This is a genomic window from Bradyrhizobium sp. Pa8, assembly GCF_052588265.1.
In genome coordinates this window covers 2,331,970-2,348,827 of record NZ_CP176767.1, presented here as the reverse complement: position 1 = coordinate 2,348,827, position 16,858 = coordinate 2,331,970, and the positions used below count along the sequence as shown (strand labels likewise).

The window sequence follows — 16,858 nt, the reverse complement described above, 5'->3', positions numbered from 1 at the left end:
GGTGTTTTTTGATGTGAACACACCGTGAACACCCTGTAAGCTGTAGCTCGGCGTCTCTTCGCGCCCACCTTCTTCTTGAGGCCACCATGTCTGACATGATCATCGCCTGTCCCAATTGCAGCACGCAGATTCCGCTAACTGAATCTTTGGCTGCGCCGCTGCTTAAGGCGACCAAGGAAAAACATGAACGCGAGCTGGCCCAAAAAGATCGGGACCTGGAGACGCGGGAGAAAGCCGTCCGTGACCAGCAAGCCGCTCTGCAGCAGGAGCGCGCTTTGATCGACGATCAAGTTGCCGAGAAGCTCGATACTGAGCGTAAGCGCATCTCGGCCGATGAGGCGGCGAAAGCTAAACGTCTCGCTGCGGCCGACGTCGAAGCTAAGATGCAACAGATTGCCGACCTGAATGCCGTCATTGCCGATCGCGACGGCAAGCTTGCTATTGCGCAGAAAGCGCAAGCCGAGCTGGCCAAGAAGGAGCGCGAACTTGAAGACGCCCGCCGCGAGCTAGAACTCACGGTCCAGACCCGGTTGCAGGCCGAGCTTAGGCCCGTTCGCGAAAGAGCCCGGCGGGAAGCTGAAGAGACGGCCCAGCTTCGTATCTCTGCGAAGGAAACCGAAATGGCAGAAATGCAGCGTCGGCTCGAGGAAAATAACGAAAAACTCGCGGCTGCGCAGAAAGCGCAGGCCGACGTCATACAGAAAGAGCGGGAGCTCGAAGAAGCCCGCCGTGAAATCGATCTGACAATTCAGAACAAGGTTCAGTCGGAGCTGGCCGACATTCGCGCCAAGGCTCGGCAGGATGCTGAGGCCGAAGCAAAGCTGCCTCTTATCGAAAAGGAGCAGCAGATCGCTTCAATGCAAAAGCAGATCGAAGAGTTGAAGCGGAAGGCCGAGCAAGGCTCACAGCAGGCGCAAGGCGAGGCTCAGGAACTCCACCTGGAAGGCTTACTGCGCGCAAACTTCACGCGCGACGTTATCGACCCTGTGCCGAAGGGCGAGCATGGCGGTGACGTTCTTCACCGAGTTGTGGGACCAGCTGATCAGCCTTGCGGAACTATTCTTTGGGAGTCCAAGCGGACGAAAAACTTTAGTGACGGCTGGCTACCCAAGCTACGCGAGGATCAGCGTACATCAGGGGCCGAAGTTGCGCTGATTGTGACGACGGCACTGCCAAAAGGCGTTCAGAATTTCTGCCTTATCGAGGGGATTTGGGTGATCGATCCTCGCTGCGCAATCCCGGTCGCAATAATGCTTCGCGAATGGCTCATCAGCGTCGCTGCGGCGCGACAAGCGAGTGAAGGGCAGCAAAGCAAGATGGAGCTCATGTATCAGTATCTCACTGGACCGCAGTTCCGCCATCGTGTTGGAGCTGTTGTCGAGAGATTTATCGAGATGCAATCGGATCTGGAACGTGAACGGCGATTGGCCACAAAGCAATTTGCCAAGCGGGACCAGCAGATTCGGGGAGTGATCAATGCCATGGCTGGCATGGTGGGCGACCTGCAAGGCATTGCTGGTAAAGCCATTGAGGAAATCGAGGGTTTGGCAATGCCCTTACTCGAAAGTGTACAGGCGGATAGCGACGACGCGGGTCCTATGGCGGCCTGACCTCGGCGGCGACAGCTTTATCGCCATGAACCGACGTCCGACCGATGCTTTGTAGGGCCTCGCGATCCAAATGTTCGCGCTTCAATTTTGTAATCTGATCTTTGTGGCTACGCAGGGCGACTTATGGACATTAACAATTTTCAAAGGGTCGGTTCGGTCAGCAACGCGCATGCGGGCAATGACTTCGAGGCCGCCACGCAGTCATTCTTCGCAACGCAGGGCGTCGCCCTGACGAAAAACTTTTCTGTTCCTGTCGGCGTCGGCGAGACCAAGAAGCTTCATCGCTTCGATTTGGGGAGCGAAGACCCGCCTGTGCTCGTCGAATGCAAATCCCACACCTGGACGCAAGGCGGCAACATGCCGAGCGCGAAAATGACAGTGTGGAACGAAGCGATGTACTACTTCCACGTTGCGCCCTCGTCCTATCGCAAGATTTTCTTCGTGCTGAAGCATTACCGTAAGGAGCAGAGCCTCGCGGCCTATTATCTTAAGACGCACGGCCATCTCGTGCCGTCGGGTGTCGAGATCTGGGAGTATGATCTGGAGTCCGCCAGCGGCGAGAGGCTGCGCTAGCCGCCAATTGCCCGCTCTTGGGCTTTCCGATGATTTTTGAGGTCTTGCGGCGGCGCGATCGCACGATAGGCTGACGACGGGGGCGATACACCAATGAGCATGCCGGTACCCGACTGGGTTTCCTTTGATGCCGTCAAGACGGGCGGCCTTGATTTGCTCGGCCTTCGCGCGCCCGTTCAGTCACTCGGCAACGATCTCTTCGACGGCGTTACCACAATCACGCCGAAGCTGCGTTACATGTCCGTGATTTCCTGGATCGTCTGGCGCTTTGCCGAAGCGCGGCTGCCGGAGGATCGGTCAGCCTTCTTCAAATTCGCCGCCGCGCAGGAGGCGGCGTTCGTTATGGCGAACCGGACGCTGGGCCTTGCCGTCAACAATCTCGTCGGTGTCGATGGCGCGAACGAGGCGCTCGCTACCGGAAAAAGGACGCTTCCGCTGAAGAAGCTCGCGCAAAACATTGCCCTGAACGCCTATATCGCCTCCACCCGCCAATTGAACCTCACCAAGCAAGCCGAACACGGTCTCAACAAGCTCAGCGAGCAGCGCGGCCTGGTGCTGGCGAAGGAATTCGACAAGGTGCTTCACGGCACCGCGTATGGTGCTCGCCTTTCGAAAAAGCCGGACACGGACAAGATAACGCGCGAGGAACTTCAGGAACTCGCCGAGCCCATGTCGATCCTGTCGATACCGCGCGGCGAGCGCGACATCCTGATCGACGTCATCATGCCTGAAAAGCCCTTGAGCCCCGCTGAATGGCGGCGGCTTCGGCACTACGCATTGATGCTGTGGCTCACGCAGGCCGGGGATCGCCCGATCGAAGAGGCGGACATCTTCGAGGCAGCTCAACGGCCGCCCGCCGGGCTCCCTGCCTCTCTTGCCGCGAGCCTGGACGGCTTTCTCGCCTTCGTCGTGAGAGACTGCCTTGCCGTCTGCCACGAATACGTCTTCGCGGCGGTCATGAGGGAAGTTGACAGCATCTTTCAGGAGCGAGCTTCCGCTGCCCTATCGAGCGAGGTCATCGCATCCCTTGTCGCCGCCGCTGCCGACAAAGACGAGGCCCTGCGTACGTTTCGCCTCCTGAAGCCGGGCGAGACAACTGGCGAATTATCCTTCCGTACTGTGCATGAGCGCGTCCGAAAGCGCTGCGGCAATGCTCGAATTGAAACGAACGGCATTGCCCGCTGGACCGGAGGCCTGTCCGACACCGAGCTTTATGAGCATGCCGCATCCTCGGGAGATGCGGCGGTAACCCTGCTGCCGGTTGCGTGGTGCCTTGCATGCGAACGGACCTGCTCCGAAGACACGTCCGCCACGGCGCAACGGGTTCCGCTCGGACGCATCGCCCAGCACCTGATCGGCATCGACGCCGTCATAAAGCCGAAAGTCGCGGAATTTCTGGCCGAAGACCGAAGCTACCGGGACGTGATGGCCGAGCTGATCCTGCGAACCGTGCAGCAGCACCTCCGCGTGGCATGGAACCGCTTCTCGGTGCCGCAGGGAAAGGATGTGTCGGTTTTGATCGCCGACACCGACAGCTGGGCGCGAAATAACGCCTTCAGGCCGGGCCGGACAGGATCCCGCCTTCCGATGGCGATCGATTGGCTCGATCAACTAAAGCTCACTTCAAAAGACGGGCTGACCAAATCCGGCAAGCGCATTCTCGAGCGTTCTCTCAAAGCGCTGGAGAAGGCATGATCAGCGCTCGTGATTTCTGCAAGGAGACCGGATACCCCGTCACGATATTCCTGACATACGCTTTCGATCCCCTGTTCTTCGAACGCATTCCGCTTGAGGATCTCGGCATCGGAGGCACTCGGCGCATAATCATCCTGGGAGACGCAGCGGAAATCCGCGGAGCCATGCAGCGTTGCGCCGGCCAGATTTTTTATCTCGGTCGCCGGTACACGCTCGCGGAAGCAAAGGCCTCGAATCTCTTTCACCCGAAACTGATCGTTCGCCTGTCGCCCGAGCGCGGCAAGGTCTGGATAGGGTCCGGCAACCTCACTTACACGGGATGGGGCGGCAATCATGAACTCGCCGCTGCATGGCCCATCGGCCCTGGCTCGGATGACAGCGGGGGATGGCTATCCGACGTTTTGCGCTCAGCCGCGACGGTAACGGCGTCCGAATACTTTCACACGCAGACGGAGATCATTCGCTCGACTATTCCCTGGCTAAGCAGAGCCGCCGGCGGTTCTGCACCGAGCCCCGTTCTTCTCGGAATGCCGGGGCGTCCTCTTGCGCCTCAGCTACTGCAACGCTGGCAGGGACGCAGCTTCAAAACGCTCAAGATGTATACTGGCTCGACCGATGTGGACGGCGCCTTTCTTCGCTGGGCGCATGAGTCGTTTGGCGTCAGGAAGGCAACAATCTGCCTTACGCCGTCCTTTGCCTCTTTCGACGCAAAGCAGCTGGCGAAGCTCCCTTTGGAAGTCCGCTTCGTCGAACGCGATCCGAAGCGGCGCGTGCATGCGAAGTTCTGCTGGTTCTCCGGGCCCGACGGCGACGCCGCCGTCATGGGCTCGGCGAATTGCTCCGCGGCCGCATGGCTCGCAAACCACGCCAACGGAAATGTCGAGCTGGTCACCGTCTACGACACCGCCGACCAGAAAGACTTCGCCCCAGTGCTCGCCGACTTCGATGGCGCCGAGCATCTTCCGAAGGATGTTCTGAGCGCTCCCGACAAACCCGAAGAATTACCAGGTGCCGAACAAGGAGCCGCGAGTTATTGCCTAACAAGTCTTCGCTTGCGAGCTTCGGGCCGCACCATTGAAGCCGTGGTCGAGCCTGTTCCGGACGCGAGGAACGCAACGCTGGTTCTGGACGTAAAGCGAAAGCCAATTCGTGTCGCGATGACCCGGCTGGGCAATCGCTATTTCGGGCGGCTTGCAGAAGATATGTCTTTGGGAGCGGAGACGGTTTTTGCTGCGCTCGAAATTCCGTTGGGCTCGGGCTTGCAGACCACGCCTCCCCGCTGGATCGATAACGAGCGCGCTATCGAAAACGCGGCTCAAAATAGGAATAGCAATCCTGACCACGCGGTGTTCTCGGGACGCGGGTTCGCAGGAGCCAGCGAACAGCAAATAATCGAGGCTATTCAATCGATTTCCGCGAGCCTTTTCAATTTCGAAACGCCGGACGTCGAAAATCTGACTAAAGACTCCAAGGGAACGAATAACAATGACGCTGGGGCGGACGACGATGGCGCACCGGCAAGCCCCGTCGACCCGTCGAAGATGACCTACAGCTTAAACGGCCAAGGCGCAACAGGTGGAGCGTATTCGCCCGGGCAGGACGCGATGCATGGCGTCTCGCTCCGGGGTGTCATGCTGCTTTTTTTCGCCTCGGATGATGAGCACGAAGTGGATCTTTCGCAGGAGCGATGGACCGCGGACGAACCGGAGGTAAACGACGCGAGCGGAGGCGCGGTCGACGGTTTGAACACCGGTCCACCGCCACCACCGCCTCCTCCGGTGCAAAGAAGCGATGCCGAAGCGCTCGCAATCCTCCACGATCAAATCGAACAGTTTCTGTTCGGCCTCGCAAAGCCCAGCTTTGCCGAGCGCTGCCCCGCGGAGGCGTTCTCGCAAGCCGTTGTCTTCCCTATTTTGGTTGCCATCAAGCTCAACGAGAAAGGCTGGCTTCCCGATTACGCCCTCGCATCAGTTGCGTGTCGGGTGGTCACGACGATGTTCTCGAAGACCTACGGTCGCGACAAGCCGCGCGGCCTCTTTCGCCAGGTTCAGGCACGTCATGCTAGTCCGGAAAAACGAGCCGAATTCCTGAAGTCGGTGGGTGATGGCGCGCTGTATACGGTGCTGCTCGCAGCACTTGCCAAACCAGTCGCCCCGTCTCTCGGAGCGACGATCCAGCAGGCCAATGCGATCGCTGACGTCATGGGATGCACGGACCTCGTCGCGACGTCGCATCCCGATCAACGTTCGGTGCTCGCGAAAAGCGTTATTCTGCAAAACGCCGGATTTGCAATCGGCACACGCGCGCCGGCACTCGCGTCTGCCATGGCGAAGCTCACTATTTCGATGCGAGCGTGGAACTCCGCTCATCCAGGCCGTGCCACACGGAGCACCATGCAACGAGCCGGATCGATCCTGTGGATGTCTCCCGGCTGGGAAGTGACACCTCGATCACCGGCCGAGACCTACTGCAGCGGCGTCAACATCGAAGATGTTTCGTCTGGGAATCCGGAGATAGCGCTTGCAATCGCTGCTCTCCGCGAGGCTATGGAGCTCACCAACCCCGCAGGGGCCCCCACGGACCCGATCGACAGTGCCGCAGAGGCCGTCGGGTAGACGGCGTCAAATCTGGTCGAAACTGATCCGCCCCTCGTTGTCCTTCTTCGCCTGAAAGACCTTGATGTCCGGATTAACCGCTTTTGCCTTGGCGATGATGTCTTCTTTGTCGGCATCTGTCATGGCTGCGCCGATGTTGAGCTCGGTGATTTCCTCCGGATGATACGGCAATGTGTTCCACGGCTCCTCGCCGGGCGCGATTGGAATGGCAAGGCGGTACTCGCCTTCATGCTGCCAAGGAAGAGTTTTGGCATAGATGATCTTGTTCATCATCTGCATGGACCGGGCATCCCTGTCACCGAAAAGGCCTCCCGCGACGAATTCCAGAGTATCGTCATGAAGCGGGGGACGCTTCGCCTGATAAACGACCGGGACAAATTTTTGGAATTTGGAATCCTTCTGGATGTTCGGTTCGATACGCAGGGCGATACCGGTGTGGTTCTTGGCATAGCCTGACCACATCTTCTCTGAATCCTTATGGGTGGTGACGCATAGGACACGCCACCCCTGCATAAACTCGTTGACGTCCGCGATCGTCGCTTCGGCGAGAGCCTGCATGTGCGCCGGATCGTAGGCCCCGTCGAGCCCACCCTTTTTGATCTCAGCGCGCATCCATTCGGCAAGGTTGGGGTCGGCGCGTAGCAGGGCCTGGATTTGCGCGAGCTTCTCGCGCATCGGCGAGGCGCATGTCGGCGGATCGTTCAAGTGTTTCAGAATGACGTCGAGCATGCCGTCACTGGCGCGCTTGAGCGCTGTCGGCAGATCCTCCGGAAAAATCGACTGGATTGTCAGGTCTTCCGTATCGTTGAAGTCCGAAGGCTTCGCATGCTTGAACGTACGATTGCCGAGAGTCAACTTCGCGCCCTCGACATCCATGTACTTGTAGAGCGGCGGCAACGCCATCGGCTTACCTCGTCAGGGGGAGGAGCAATCCGGGGGCAATCTCCCACTTTTTAGACACGACCGAAAGTAGCACGACTCGATAAAATCGCCCGACCAAACGCCTATGCGAGCCTTCGACGCTTCGTCCTGCGCCGCTCGGTACTTCCCCCTCGAGAAATAAGCATAGTCAACCGCGAGCCCCCGTCGCACGAGCCAGTCACTAAGGTCGACGCCCGAGACCGCGCAGACCGCTTCCGTCCTTCCATACTGGTCAGGCCCACGAGGATTACAGCCGACCGGCTTGCCGTCGATGAAATCCGCTAGCGCATTGGCCGAGGTCTGGCCGCAGCGATACTCCATTCCCTGACTTGTCGCGACACAGTCGCGCGGACTCCGGGGCATCGATCCCGTACAGCCGAATGCGCGTGCCATGCAGCTCGATCGTATCGCCGTCCACCACCGATGCGCGGCCCACGAGGTCCGCGGCGCTTGCAGGCCAGCGAACGCTAGGAGATAAGAAAGTATCAATAGCATCATACGGCTCATCGGTCGATTAGCTACTAGTTAAAGAAATGAAGCACGCCCGTTTGGGGGCATCCGGCTACGACGGCGGATTGTTCAGCCCGAAGATAAGCTTCGCCAAGAACCACGGGCTCTATCCGACGCCCGATGGTGTCGCGGACCGCATCATCGACCAGACGCCGCTCTATCGCAGCAAGGATGACCCGCTGCTTCTCATTCTCGAGCCGAGCGCCGGCACGGGCAACCTCGCGCGTCCCTGCGCGATGCTCAGCAGTGGAGACCACCGAGAGGGCGGCGAGCAATCGACGAGCGCGCGGTACATGTAGCTCGCGATCGAATGGCGGATTCATCACTACCGGTCATAGAGGCGTTATGTGTGCACAACAACTGCTTCGTGGCTACCTCATCGGCAACTGATAAGGTTTCTCTCAATTCCTTATCAGTGGCCAAGCGCCATTCATTTCCTCATCGCCGACCTCTTCTCGCGCGCTCGCTGCATCGAACAAACTGATAAGCATTTATTCTGTTGCAGCGTTCAGCCGAACAGCTAGAATCTAGCATTCGGTTTGATCGAGATGGCAGGCAAGCAAGCCAAGATACTTTCTGATCAAGCGGCGCGAGATTTGCTCTCATTCGCCGACATGACCCGACACCCGGATAGAAACCGCGCCATCATCTTGTTGTCGTTGAAGGCCGGCTTACGCGCCGCCGAGATTGCCAAACTGACATGGGACATGGTCGAAAGCGCAGAAGGCGAGATCGGCGCGACGATTGAAGTACGGGACAGCGTCGCAAAGAAGCGCCACGGTCGACGAATCCCGGTTCAAAAGGATCTCCGACAAGCACTGCTCGTCTTACGAAGGCTATCTCCAGGACACGGGCCAATCGTGCGATCTGAGCGCGGCGGACCGATGACGCCACTCAGCATCGTAGTCTGGTTCAATCGGGCATTTCAGGCGATCGGTCTCAGTGGCTGTTCCTCACATTCGGGCCGACGAACCTTTATTACGCGAGCCGCGCGGCTCGTTCACAAGGCAGGCGGCTCCCTAAGAGACGTGCAGCTCTTGGCTGGCCATCGCTCGATCCAAACAACCCAGCGATACATCGATGGTGACAGCGATGCCCAGAGGAGGCTCGTATCTTTGATCTAGCAAAGTCTCAATCATTAGCAGCGACGGAGAACTCTCGGTCCACCGCCGCAGCGGCGGTCAGGTACGCAACCGGCCTGATCGAGGCCATATGCCGCAATAGCAGTGGCCAACTCTCGTCCGCTCCTCAACTCAGTATCAGCTCGCCAGATCCCGACCTTCATGAAATCGTGCGAGCTCGAGAAACGCCGCTCCTATTCAACTGGATGGTCGAAGCGTTCTCCTTCCAGGGAATTTCAGACAGAGTCGCGAAGTCGTACCTTCAGGCTCACGGCGGAATAACCTGGCAAGAGATCAGTCAGACGGCATGTGACCCAGCATGCCATCTCTTGGACAGTTACTGGACCTACGAGAACTGCCGCTACGACAAGACCCGGCGTACTTGCAGCCATCTCAAACTTATCGACAGGTGTCCGGTCCCTAAGGCTCCGCTGAGGAACGGTCACCTCAACCAAACCGCCTTTAGCTTCTTTCTGTTTGTCAGAGACGTCGCCGATTCCGATCTTTTTGCCTGGATCGATCACCAACTCTCAACCGCAAATCAGGTTAGCTACGTGTCCGCTCAAGAGGCCTTAGTCGGTCCGACCCGTCACGTCTTTGGGGTTTCGGATAAAGTTTTGACGATGACACTCTCGTCGATTCTCATGGCAGATCGTGAGGCCCGCCCCGATTGGTTCGCAGTCGGCAGTGCCATGATTGTCGTGGACCGGCTGGTGCACAACCTCCTCGTCCGCACCGGAATTTTGGAGCGGCTCGGCACCGATCATTCCTACGGTCCGCGTTGCTACGCACTTGGCGGCTGCGCCGAAGCGTTGCGGCTTATCTCGGCCAGAATCGATGCGCGGCAGTTTGATCGCGATTTTCCGGCCGATTTTCCGCGCTTTATTCAACACGCTCTTTGGCGTTACTGTGCTGCAGACGCTTTAAACATCTGCAACGGCAATAATACTGATGATCGCAAGTCATGCTCAGTACAATTTTGCAAACTTTACAGTATTTGCGACAAAATTGCGCCGAAGTAGCAGTATATTCTCGATTAATACAAGCAGTGATACGAGTCATAAAGTATTGATTTTATTGCATTTTTGGCATTCTACTTATACTGTACTCGCGACGAGATCAACTTAATACATCTCGTCTAAACAGGCAAAGGAGTGGTCCAAATGACAAGAACGAGATGGCCGGGGTTCGCCCGGATAACCAGCGAGGATACTGTTTCAGCAAGGGGCCCAAATCGGGCCCCTTCTGCTTTTCAGGGAGCGCACAATGACTAAGCTCAAATCTTCAAAGCAAGACGCCCCCTCCACGTCGGCAATCATTGTCTTCGGCCTCGACGAGAACGGTAAGCCGAAAGCCGGACGCTTCCCCAAGCAACATGCGACAATGGCCAGAAAGGCCGCCCGCTCGCTCAAGCTGGTTGCTTGCAATGTCGACCGACCAAGTCTGGTCGAGATCGTTGCGAAAATCCCGACCGGTCGCGTCCACAGTACGGGAAGAGCGTTTCTGCCTTACATCAAGCAAGCCTTGTACGATGAACTATCGGCCGCTGCGCGGCCAGCCAGATCGAAAGCTGCTGCTGCCACCAAGGTCCATCCAACAAAAGCAATGGATCCCAAAAGGCAGCGCAAGGTCTTCATTGTCCTCGGCTTCGATGAAACTCTCAAGCCACGCGGAGCGAAATTTCAGGACCCCGACGAAGATCGCCTCATCAAATTGTCAACTGAAGCGAAGCTCAATCTATACGAACTGAGAACCACCGCTTCGATCAGTCTGTCAGAATCGCTTCCGGTCGGAAAGCTTCCCTTGACGGGCCTCCTCACCCTCCCTGAAATCCGGCAATCCGTGTACAGCGAAGTCATTGTGGATCTTGCCGACGAGCCCGATGCCGTGCCACGGGGCAAAATCCAAAGTCCTCTGCCTGAACAGAAGGGCTCTCCTGAAAACTGGGACGTGATCGAACCCGGACACCTCGTCATTGCGCAAGAGTCACCCGAATACGGTTGGGCAGAAGCAATCGTCGTTGGACGTAAGGATGGTCTATTGGCCCTCCGCTACCGCGACTACCCGAAGTTGCCACAATTCTTTCGGCCTTGCCGAGCGGTCGCACTGCTAAGTCGCGACACGCAGTGACGCTTCGGTAAACTTGGAATGGCGCGTGTCCCGCGCCATTCCAATCACTCCTTACCATCCTTTTCCACTCATCACTCATTAGGAGCAGCCATGTCCTTGGACACGGATCGGATACGTGCGCTTAACGACGAGCTACGCCAACATCTTCTGGGCGGAAACGCCGTCATGACGCCGGGGATCGCCGCGCTTGGCCCCGAAGCGGTTGACCGCCTGGTCCGCACAATCGCGGTCTTCGACGACTTTTGTAACGCAAACGATCCTCACGAAGAACATGACTTTGGCATGTTCGACTTTGAAGGAGCGAACGTCATCTTTAAGATCGACTACTATGACCCGTCGATGTCGAGACACTCACCGGATCCCGCTGACCCAGCAGTAACAACGCGCGTGATCACATTGATGCTTGCCGAAGAGTATTAGGCACGACTCTCAATGGCACCGCTCAACTAACGTTCGATCAAGAAGGAAATAGCGCGCGTCGACGGTGGGGCAAAGGTGGTTGGAAACATGGAGGCGGCGTAATCTCCAGTTTGGCCTATCAAGGCATACTTGCGTTAACGCGGCAGCGGAGATCGCGCCATGCCGCTAACTCGAAAGAGACACGAACGCTGCTTTTCGGCAAAACTTCGCCCCTCATGCGCGCGTTCGAGCACGAGATACTGCGCACCTGATATGGAAGCATGTCATACTACTCACTTTGAGAGGGCCGCCGCAGCTAACTGCGGCCTTCCTGACTTGCTTAGCGCCTTTTATGAGCGCATCGACACGCGGGATCATCTCAGCCAGGTCCCTGATTTCGGGCGGCGCGCCCATAGCCTCGTCCGTATACGAATGCCCCTCAATGTACGCCGACCGCCATTCCACGAATAGAACAGGGCGGCGAGGATCGCAGCGATGAGCAAATACCGTGCGACGCTCGCCAGAGCTCGTCGCAAAGGATGCCGTCGCGATGGCGACTAACGATCGACTGGATGCCGATTACCGTCAAGATCATCTTCGGCCCAAAGCCGAGGCGGAGAACATCGGGGGCCGAGCGTTCCCAATGGCAGCCCAAGGTCGAAAAACCCGAAGAAGGTCAGAATGATGAACTTGAACAGCGGGACCACGGACATGACACGGTTCAGCTTCCGGACGTTTGCAGTCCGACCAGGGCTTCCTCAAAGATCTTGCACCGAGTCATATCGGTCAGCCACACTTGCATCTTGTGTGATCGTTCAGCCCCGGATCGGGGGCCCGTCTCATTCAGAAGCTTCCAACGATCGAGCCCAACAGGATGACAACCGCAAGCGCGAGCAGAGCGCCTACGATAGCAACCATGATAATGTCTCGATAGCTCTCCTTGGGTGTAGCGCCACAGACCGAAAGCAAGGTGACCACCGCCCCGCTATGGGGAAGACTGTCGAGAGTGCCGGCGCTCATCACGGCGACGCGATGCAGGAGTTCCCGATCGATGTTCAGTTCAAGTGCCCGCGACAAATAGGTCGCGCCGAGCGCGTCGAGCGCGATGGTCAGGCCGCCAGACGCCGAGCCGGTTAGCGCGGCGAGGATGTTCGTGGCTACGGCGAGGGAGACGAGCGGACCACCGCCGATCGAGAGCACCCAATCACGCACCAGCGTAAAGGACGGCAATGCGGCGATCACGGCGCCGAACCCGACGAGACTCGCTACACTGAAGATGGGCAGCACCGAGGCGTTGGCACCAGCGTCCAGTGTGTCGCGCAGCCTCGGCAGACGAGACCGGTTCAACAGGATCGTCGCTACAATAGCGACGATGAGCGCTACGGCGACCGACCACACACCGCTCACCGCAGCGAAGGGCGTTTCGCCCCAGCGTTCCTCGGTGAGAAAGTCGAAATTAATTCGCGGAAGGACGACGACCGACAAGGTTAAATTGACCACGATCACGAGCATCAGCGGCAGCCCGGCGAGGATGACCGGTGGCAGATCCAGGCTAAGATGTCCCCGCTCGATCTCGGCAGGATCAAACTCCCGCGCGGTGGCGGCGCGCTCACGCAGCGCGGGATCGGCGAGGCGATGCTTGGGCAGCATCGTGTCGCCAGAGAACCCTTCCTTCCTGAGCCTCGCGCCTGCCTCGGCCCGCGTGAGCCACCAAAGGCCGAAGCCGAGCATGATCGCCGACGCGATGATGCCGAGCCCTGGCGCGGCGAAGAGTGTGGTGCCGAAGAAGGGCATTGGGATGGCGTTCTGGATCGCCGGCGTGCCCGGGAGCGCCATCATGGTGAAGGTGAACGTGCCAAGCGCAATCGCTGCCGGCATCAGCCGCCGCGGGATATCGGCGGCACGGAACAAGGCCTCGGCCATCGGGGCTAGCACAAACAGGGCGACGAAAAGGCTGACGCCGCCATAGGTCACAATCGCACCGGCGAGCACCACGGCGAGGATTGCCCGCTGTGCACCGAGCTTCGCGGTCATGAAATCCGCGATCGCGCTGACCGAGCCGCTGTCCTCCATAACTTTGCCAAATAGAGCCCCGAGGAGGAACAGTGGGAAGAACTGCCCGATGAAGCCAGCCGCGCCGACCATGAAGGTCTGGGTCCAGTTAGCGAGCAGAGGCTCGCCCGAAAAAAACGCCGCGATGAGCGCGGCGATTGGCGCGAGGAGCAGGACGCTCCAGCCTCGATATGCGAACAACACTAAGAGGCCGAGGCCCAGCAGAATGCCGAGAAAGCCCAAGGATCAGACTCCCTCCAGGAGGATGTCCAGATCGACCGAAGACCGTTTCCCAAGATTGTCTCCATCGACGTCCAGAAACTCATGCGCCGCTTTCCGCCCCTCATCCCGCAGCATGCGGAGAAACGCCCGCTCGGCGTTGAGCTTGGACGAATAGCCGAGCGTGCTCATAATGGTGTTACGGACGAGATGGATGCGCATCCTCCCCCAGCGCGCGCCCTCGCTGTCACCGAGATCCGCGACCTTGCGCAGAAGGGCAATCATCCGAAGTTCCTTCAGTGTGGTGGCATTGAACGACACTTCGTTGAGGCGGTTCAGAATTTCGGCCGCGGTCCGGGGCGTGCCGGGACGCTCGATCGGATTAATCGGCACAAGAATTGTGTCGTTCGAATCCAGCTCTCGCACAAGCGGCGTCAGCGTCGGGTTTCCGGCGTAGCCGCCGTCCCAATAACTCTCGCCGTCGATCTCCACCGCCTTGAAGAGAGTCGGCAGGCAGGCGGAGGCAAGCAGGACATCCGGCGTGATCTCAGAGTTCTGGAACACCCGGCCGCGACCGGTTCGGACATTGGTCGCGGTGATGAAGATCCGAACTGGCGACCTTTTGAGCAACTCGAAATCGATCGCCCGTTCGAGTATGGAACGGAGCGGGTTGGCGCCGGTCAAGTTGAGATCGTAGGGCGAGAAGAGACGCGAGATCATGTCCATTGCGATAAGCAGCGGAGAATAATCGAGCGTCCAGCGGCCGAGCCATACGTCGATCGGGCTGCGTTGAAACGGGCTTAAGCGTGCCGCCTCCGCGACGAGCTCCCAATAGGCGTCGAGGGCGGCCCGCGCCCCTTCCGCTCCGCCCGCGGCATAGCCATAGGCCATCACGGCTGCGTTCATCGCGCCGGCCGAGGTGCCGGATAGGCCGATGATGCGAAGCCAGTTCTCCTCAAGAAGACGATCGAGCACGCCCCAAGTAAAGGCGCCGTGCGAGCCACCGCCCTGCAGGGCCACATCCACAAGGACAGGCTCGCGAGGCCTTCTCGCCTCCGCTGGCAACTCTCCAGATCGGTTGTTAGACTCGCACATTTTTGCCTCCACGAAGGTGCTGTCGCCTCGCCACGGCGCCGCACCAACCGGCGCACCACAATTGTGCGGCCATGCTTGAAGAGAGCAAAAAGGTGCGCTTCGCGCCGCACCGGCGAAATAGTTGCACTTCACCTGTTGGACACGATTGGCGAAGATTAAAATTTTGCGACCGCACCATCCCAGCGATAGTTCACACGGACCAGACCGACGTCGACGTCCTGACCGATGCGGGCGGTCCCCGCACGAGCGCCCACCGGAACCCCTCCGATTCCAGCTGAAAAAAAGAAGTCCACGTCCCGATGGCCCATGAACAAATGGTCGTACTCGATGCCGACGGACCAGTTCGGAGCGAAGCCGAACTCAAGGCCCGCTCCTACCGCGCCGCCCCAACGGGGTTCGCTCCCGTTGTCAATGGTCAGCCCGGTCGCAAAATCGAAAACCCGGTATTTGTTGCTGGCGACCGCAGCGCCACCTTTCACGTAAAGCAGTACGTTATTCCAGGCATAGCCGACCTGACCCGTGAACAGGCCGAATGCACCAATCTTGGATTCATCCTGGACGCCCGCAAAGGCGAGGTTAGCGTTGGAGCCCTTGAAGTCGGCCCAGTTGCCCTGGGCCTCAAGGCCGAACACCGAGTTCGCTATCTGCCAGCGGTAGCCGATTTGACCACCAGCAGTACCTCCAGTCGCATTGTTGCACCCCATGGCAAGGGGCGGAGCAACGACCAAGCCCCCGGCGTTGACGACGTCCCAGCACTGATGCGCGGAGCCACCGCCGCCGCTAATGCCGATGTAAAAGCCGCTCCAGTCGTAGATCCGAGTGACCATCGGAGGTTCTTTTATGTAGGGCCGCGCCGCCAGATCAGCGGCGGAGGCCGAAGCGGTCAGCGCGACAAGGGTTACCGAGCCCAGCAGGACTTCTTTCATTCTTTTTGGCCCATTTCTGAATCGATTTCCTTGACTGTCTATCGCCCACGATTGCCATGTGTGCGTCTTCTTCATCAATTGCTAAGGTTGGTAGTTGACTGGGTCGCAAGCGTTGCTTGAGCGTTTCGTTCGATGAACAGTCGAGCATGTCGGGCCGGTTACGGATGCTGCCTGCCGACCGAGGGCCAAATCCACGGCGGAACGGCTCAGATTTAAGCCATTGGCCGAATGGCAATTCGAGTCGATCTCCGAGTGTCCGATGTTGAGCCAACGACTGAACATGCAGAGATATACGTCCCTCCGGCAGCGGCACTTTTCCTGCAATCATGGTCTTGCATGGTTGCGGCGCCCTTGACGCCCATCACAAGCTTTGGGCCGAAAGGCTGATCTCCTGGGGCCATGTTGCCGTTGTCGTTGACAGCTTTGCGCCGCTGGTTTCGGAAACATCTGCAAAGAGACTAGCTCCGTTACGCCCGAGATGCGCGTTTCGGACATCTATGACACTGCGGAATATCTCCGGAAGCCGCCGTATGTTGCAAAGGACCGGGCCGGCTTGCCTTTCGGATGGCGCTTAGACGATCATGACGGCTGTTCAAGTGAAGTACCAATTGAAGCTGTTTGGCGTCCGAGGTGCCGCCGCCTACTACCCGTATTGCAATCCCAAACTTGACGCCAATATTGATGTGCCTCTCCTCGTTCTCATCGGCGAGGATGATGACTGGACCCCCGCACCGTTGTGCCGCGAATTACAGGCCGCCGTATCGAAAGTCGCTCCGGTGGAGATGGTGTTTTATCCTGGCGCGCACATGGCTTTGATCGATTACAGGGCATGACCGAAGTAGCCGGCTGGAGCATAGGAGGTGGTTTGAAGAAACACAAAATCAGCGGAAATCCGCAAGTTGCCGAGGGTTCATTTAAACGAACAAGGGAATTCTTTGCGCGAATGCTTGAAAACGCGGCGCCGTAGGTTGCTTGATATTTGAAGGACGCGC

15 protein-coding genes are annotated in these 16,858 nt (G+C 58.6%); 10 read left to right on the top strand and 5 right to left on the bottom strand.

Going from position 1 to position 16,858, the window contains the following annotated elements:
- Positions 1-86 precede the first annotated feature (86 nt).
- From ACKWRH_RS10685 to ACKWRH_RS10670, 4 genes are all read left to right on the top strand, one after another.
- Positions 87-1,610, top strand: a complete 1,524-nt coding sequence (locus ACKWRH_RS10685) for a DUF2130 domain-containing protein (protein WP_445220479.1) — start codon at positions 87-89, stop codon at positions 1,608-1,610.
- A 123-nt stretch (positions 1,611-1,733) separates the two neighbouring features.
- Positions 1,734-2,183: a hypothetical protein gene (locus ACKWRH_RS10680; protein WP_445220478.1), complete on the top strand. Its 450-nt coding sequence runs from the start codon at positions 1,734-1,736 to the stop codon at positions 2,181-2,183.
- Between the two features lie 93 nt (positions 2,184-2,276).
- Positions 2,277-3,878 carry a hypothetical protein gene (locus ACKWRH_RS10675; RefSeq protein ID WP_445220477.1) on the top strand — a complete coding sequence of 534 codons (1,602 nt, stop codon included), beginning with the start codon at positions 2,277-2,279 and terminating at the stop codon, positions 3,876-3,878.
- On the top strand, positions 3,875-6,493 hold the full coding sequence (locus ACKWRH_RS10670; RefSeq protein WP_445220476.1) for a hypothetical protein: 2,619 nt from the start codon (positions 3,875-3,877) through the stop codon (positions 6,491-6,493). The genes ACKWRH_RS10675 and ACKWRH_RS10670 overlap by 4 nt, the downstream gene beginning before the upstream one ends.
- 6 nt (positions 6,494-6,499) lie before the next feature.
- Here the strand turns inward: ACKWRH_RS10670 and ACKWRH_RS10665 are convergent, their stop codons facing one another.
- Entirely contained in the window at positions 6,500-7,396 is an 897-nt protein-coding gene (locus tag ACKWRH_RS10665; RefSeq protein WP_445220475.1) for a DUF2971 domain-containing protein, read from the bottom strand.
- Positions 7,397-7,408: 12 nt separating this feature from the next.
- On the bottom strand, positions 7,409-7,735 hold the full coding sequence (locus ACKWRH_RS10660; protein ID WP_445220474.1) for a thermonuclease family protein: 327 nt from the start codon (positions 7,733-7,735) through the stop codon (positions 7,409-7,411).
- Positions 7,736-7,947: 212 nt separating this feature from the next.
- Here ACKWRH_RS10660 and ACKWRH_RS10655 point away from each other — a divergent pair, with 212 nt between their 5' ends.
- The 5 genes from ACKWRH_RS10655 to ACKWRH_RS10635 all read left to right on the top strand — a co-directional run bounded on the left by ACKWRH_RS10655 (position 7,948) and on the right by ACKWRH_RS10635 (position 11,595).
- On the top strand, positions 7,948-8,223 hold the full coding sequence (locus tag ACKWRH_RS10655; RefSeq protein ID WP_445220473.1) for a hypothetical protein: 276 nt from the start codon (positions 7,948-7,950) through the stop codon (positions 8,221-8,223).
- A 249-nt stretch (positions 8,224-8,472) separates the two neighbouring features.
- Entirely contained in the window at positions 8,473-9,048 is a 576-nt protein-coding gene (locus tag ACKWRH_RS10650; RefSeq protein ID WP_445222368.1) for a tyrosine-type recombinase/integrase, read from the top strand.
- 326 nt (positions 9,049-9,374) lie between these two features.
- Positions 9,375-10,067 carry a hypothetical protein gene (locus ACKWRH_RS10645; RefSeq protein WP_445220472.1) on the top strand — a complete coding sequence of 231 codons (693 nt, stop codon included), beginning with the start codon at positions 9,375-9,377 and terminating at the stop codon, positions 10,065-10,067.
- 244 nt (positions 10,068-10,311) lie between these two features.
- Positions 10,312-11,175 carry a hypothetical protein gene (locus ACKWRH_RS10640; RefSeq protein ID WP_445220471.1) on the top strand — a complete coding sequence of 288 codons (864 nt, stop codon included), beginning with the start codon at positions 10,312-10,314 and terminating at the stop codon, positions 11,173-11,175.
- A 90-nt stretch (positions 11,176-11,265) separates the two neighbouring features.
- On the top strand, positions 11,266-11,595 hold the full coding sequence (locus ACKWRH_RS10635; RefSeq protein WP_445220470.1) for a DUF3768 domain-containing protein: 330 nt from the start codon (positions 11,266-11,268) through the stop codon (positions 11,593-11,595).
- 822 nt (positions 11,596-12,417) lie between these two features.
- On the opposite strand, the gene ACKWRH_RS10630 is transcribed toward ACKWRH_RS10635, so the two are convergent.
- The 3 genes from ACKWRH_RS10630 to ACKWRH_RS10620 all read right to left on the bottom strand — a co-directional run bounded on the left by ACKWRH_RS10630 (position 12,418) and on the right by ACKWRH_RS10620 (position 15,866).
- Complete coding sequence (locus ACKWRH_RS10630; RefSeq protein WP_445220469.1) at positions 12,418-13,869, bottom strand: GntP family permease; 1,452 nt, start codon at positions 13,867-13,869, stop codon at positions 12,418-12,420.
- A gap of 3 nt (positions 13,870-13,872) precedes the next feature.
- A complete protein-coding gene (locus ACKWRH_RS10625) occupies positions 13,873-14,940 on the bottom strand; it encodes a patatin-like phospholipase family protein (RefSeq protein WP_445220468.1) in 1,068 nt (355 codons plus the stop codon).
- 155 nt (positions 14,941-15,095) lie between these two features.
- The gene (locus ACKWRH_RS10620; protein WP_445220467.1) at positions 15,096-15,866 is read right to left on the bottom strand and encodes an outer membrane protein; all 771 of its coding nucleotides are present in this window, start codon (positions 15,864-15,866) and stop codon (positions 15,096-15,098) included.
- A 581-nt stretch (positions 15,867-16,447) separates the two neighbouring features.
- On the opposite strand from ACKWRH_RS10620, the gene ACKWRH_RS10615 reads away from it, so the two are divergent.
- Positions 16,448-16,699 (top strand): dienelactone hydrolase family protein, encoded by a 252-nt coding sequence (locus ACKWRH_RS10615; RefSeq protein ID WP_445220466.1) that lies wholly within the window; start codon positions 16,448-16,450, stop codon positions 16,697-16,699.
- Positions 16,700-16,858 lie beyond the last annotated feature (159 nt).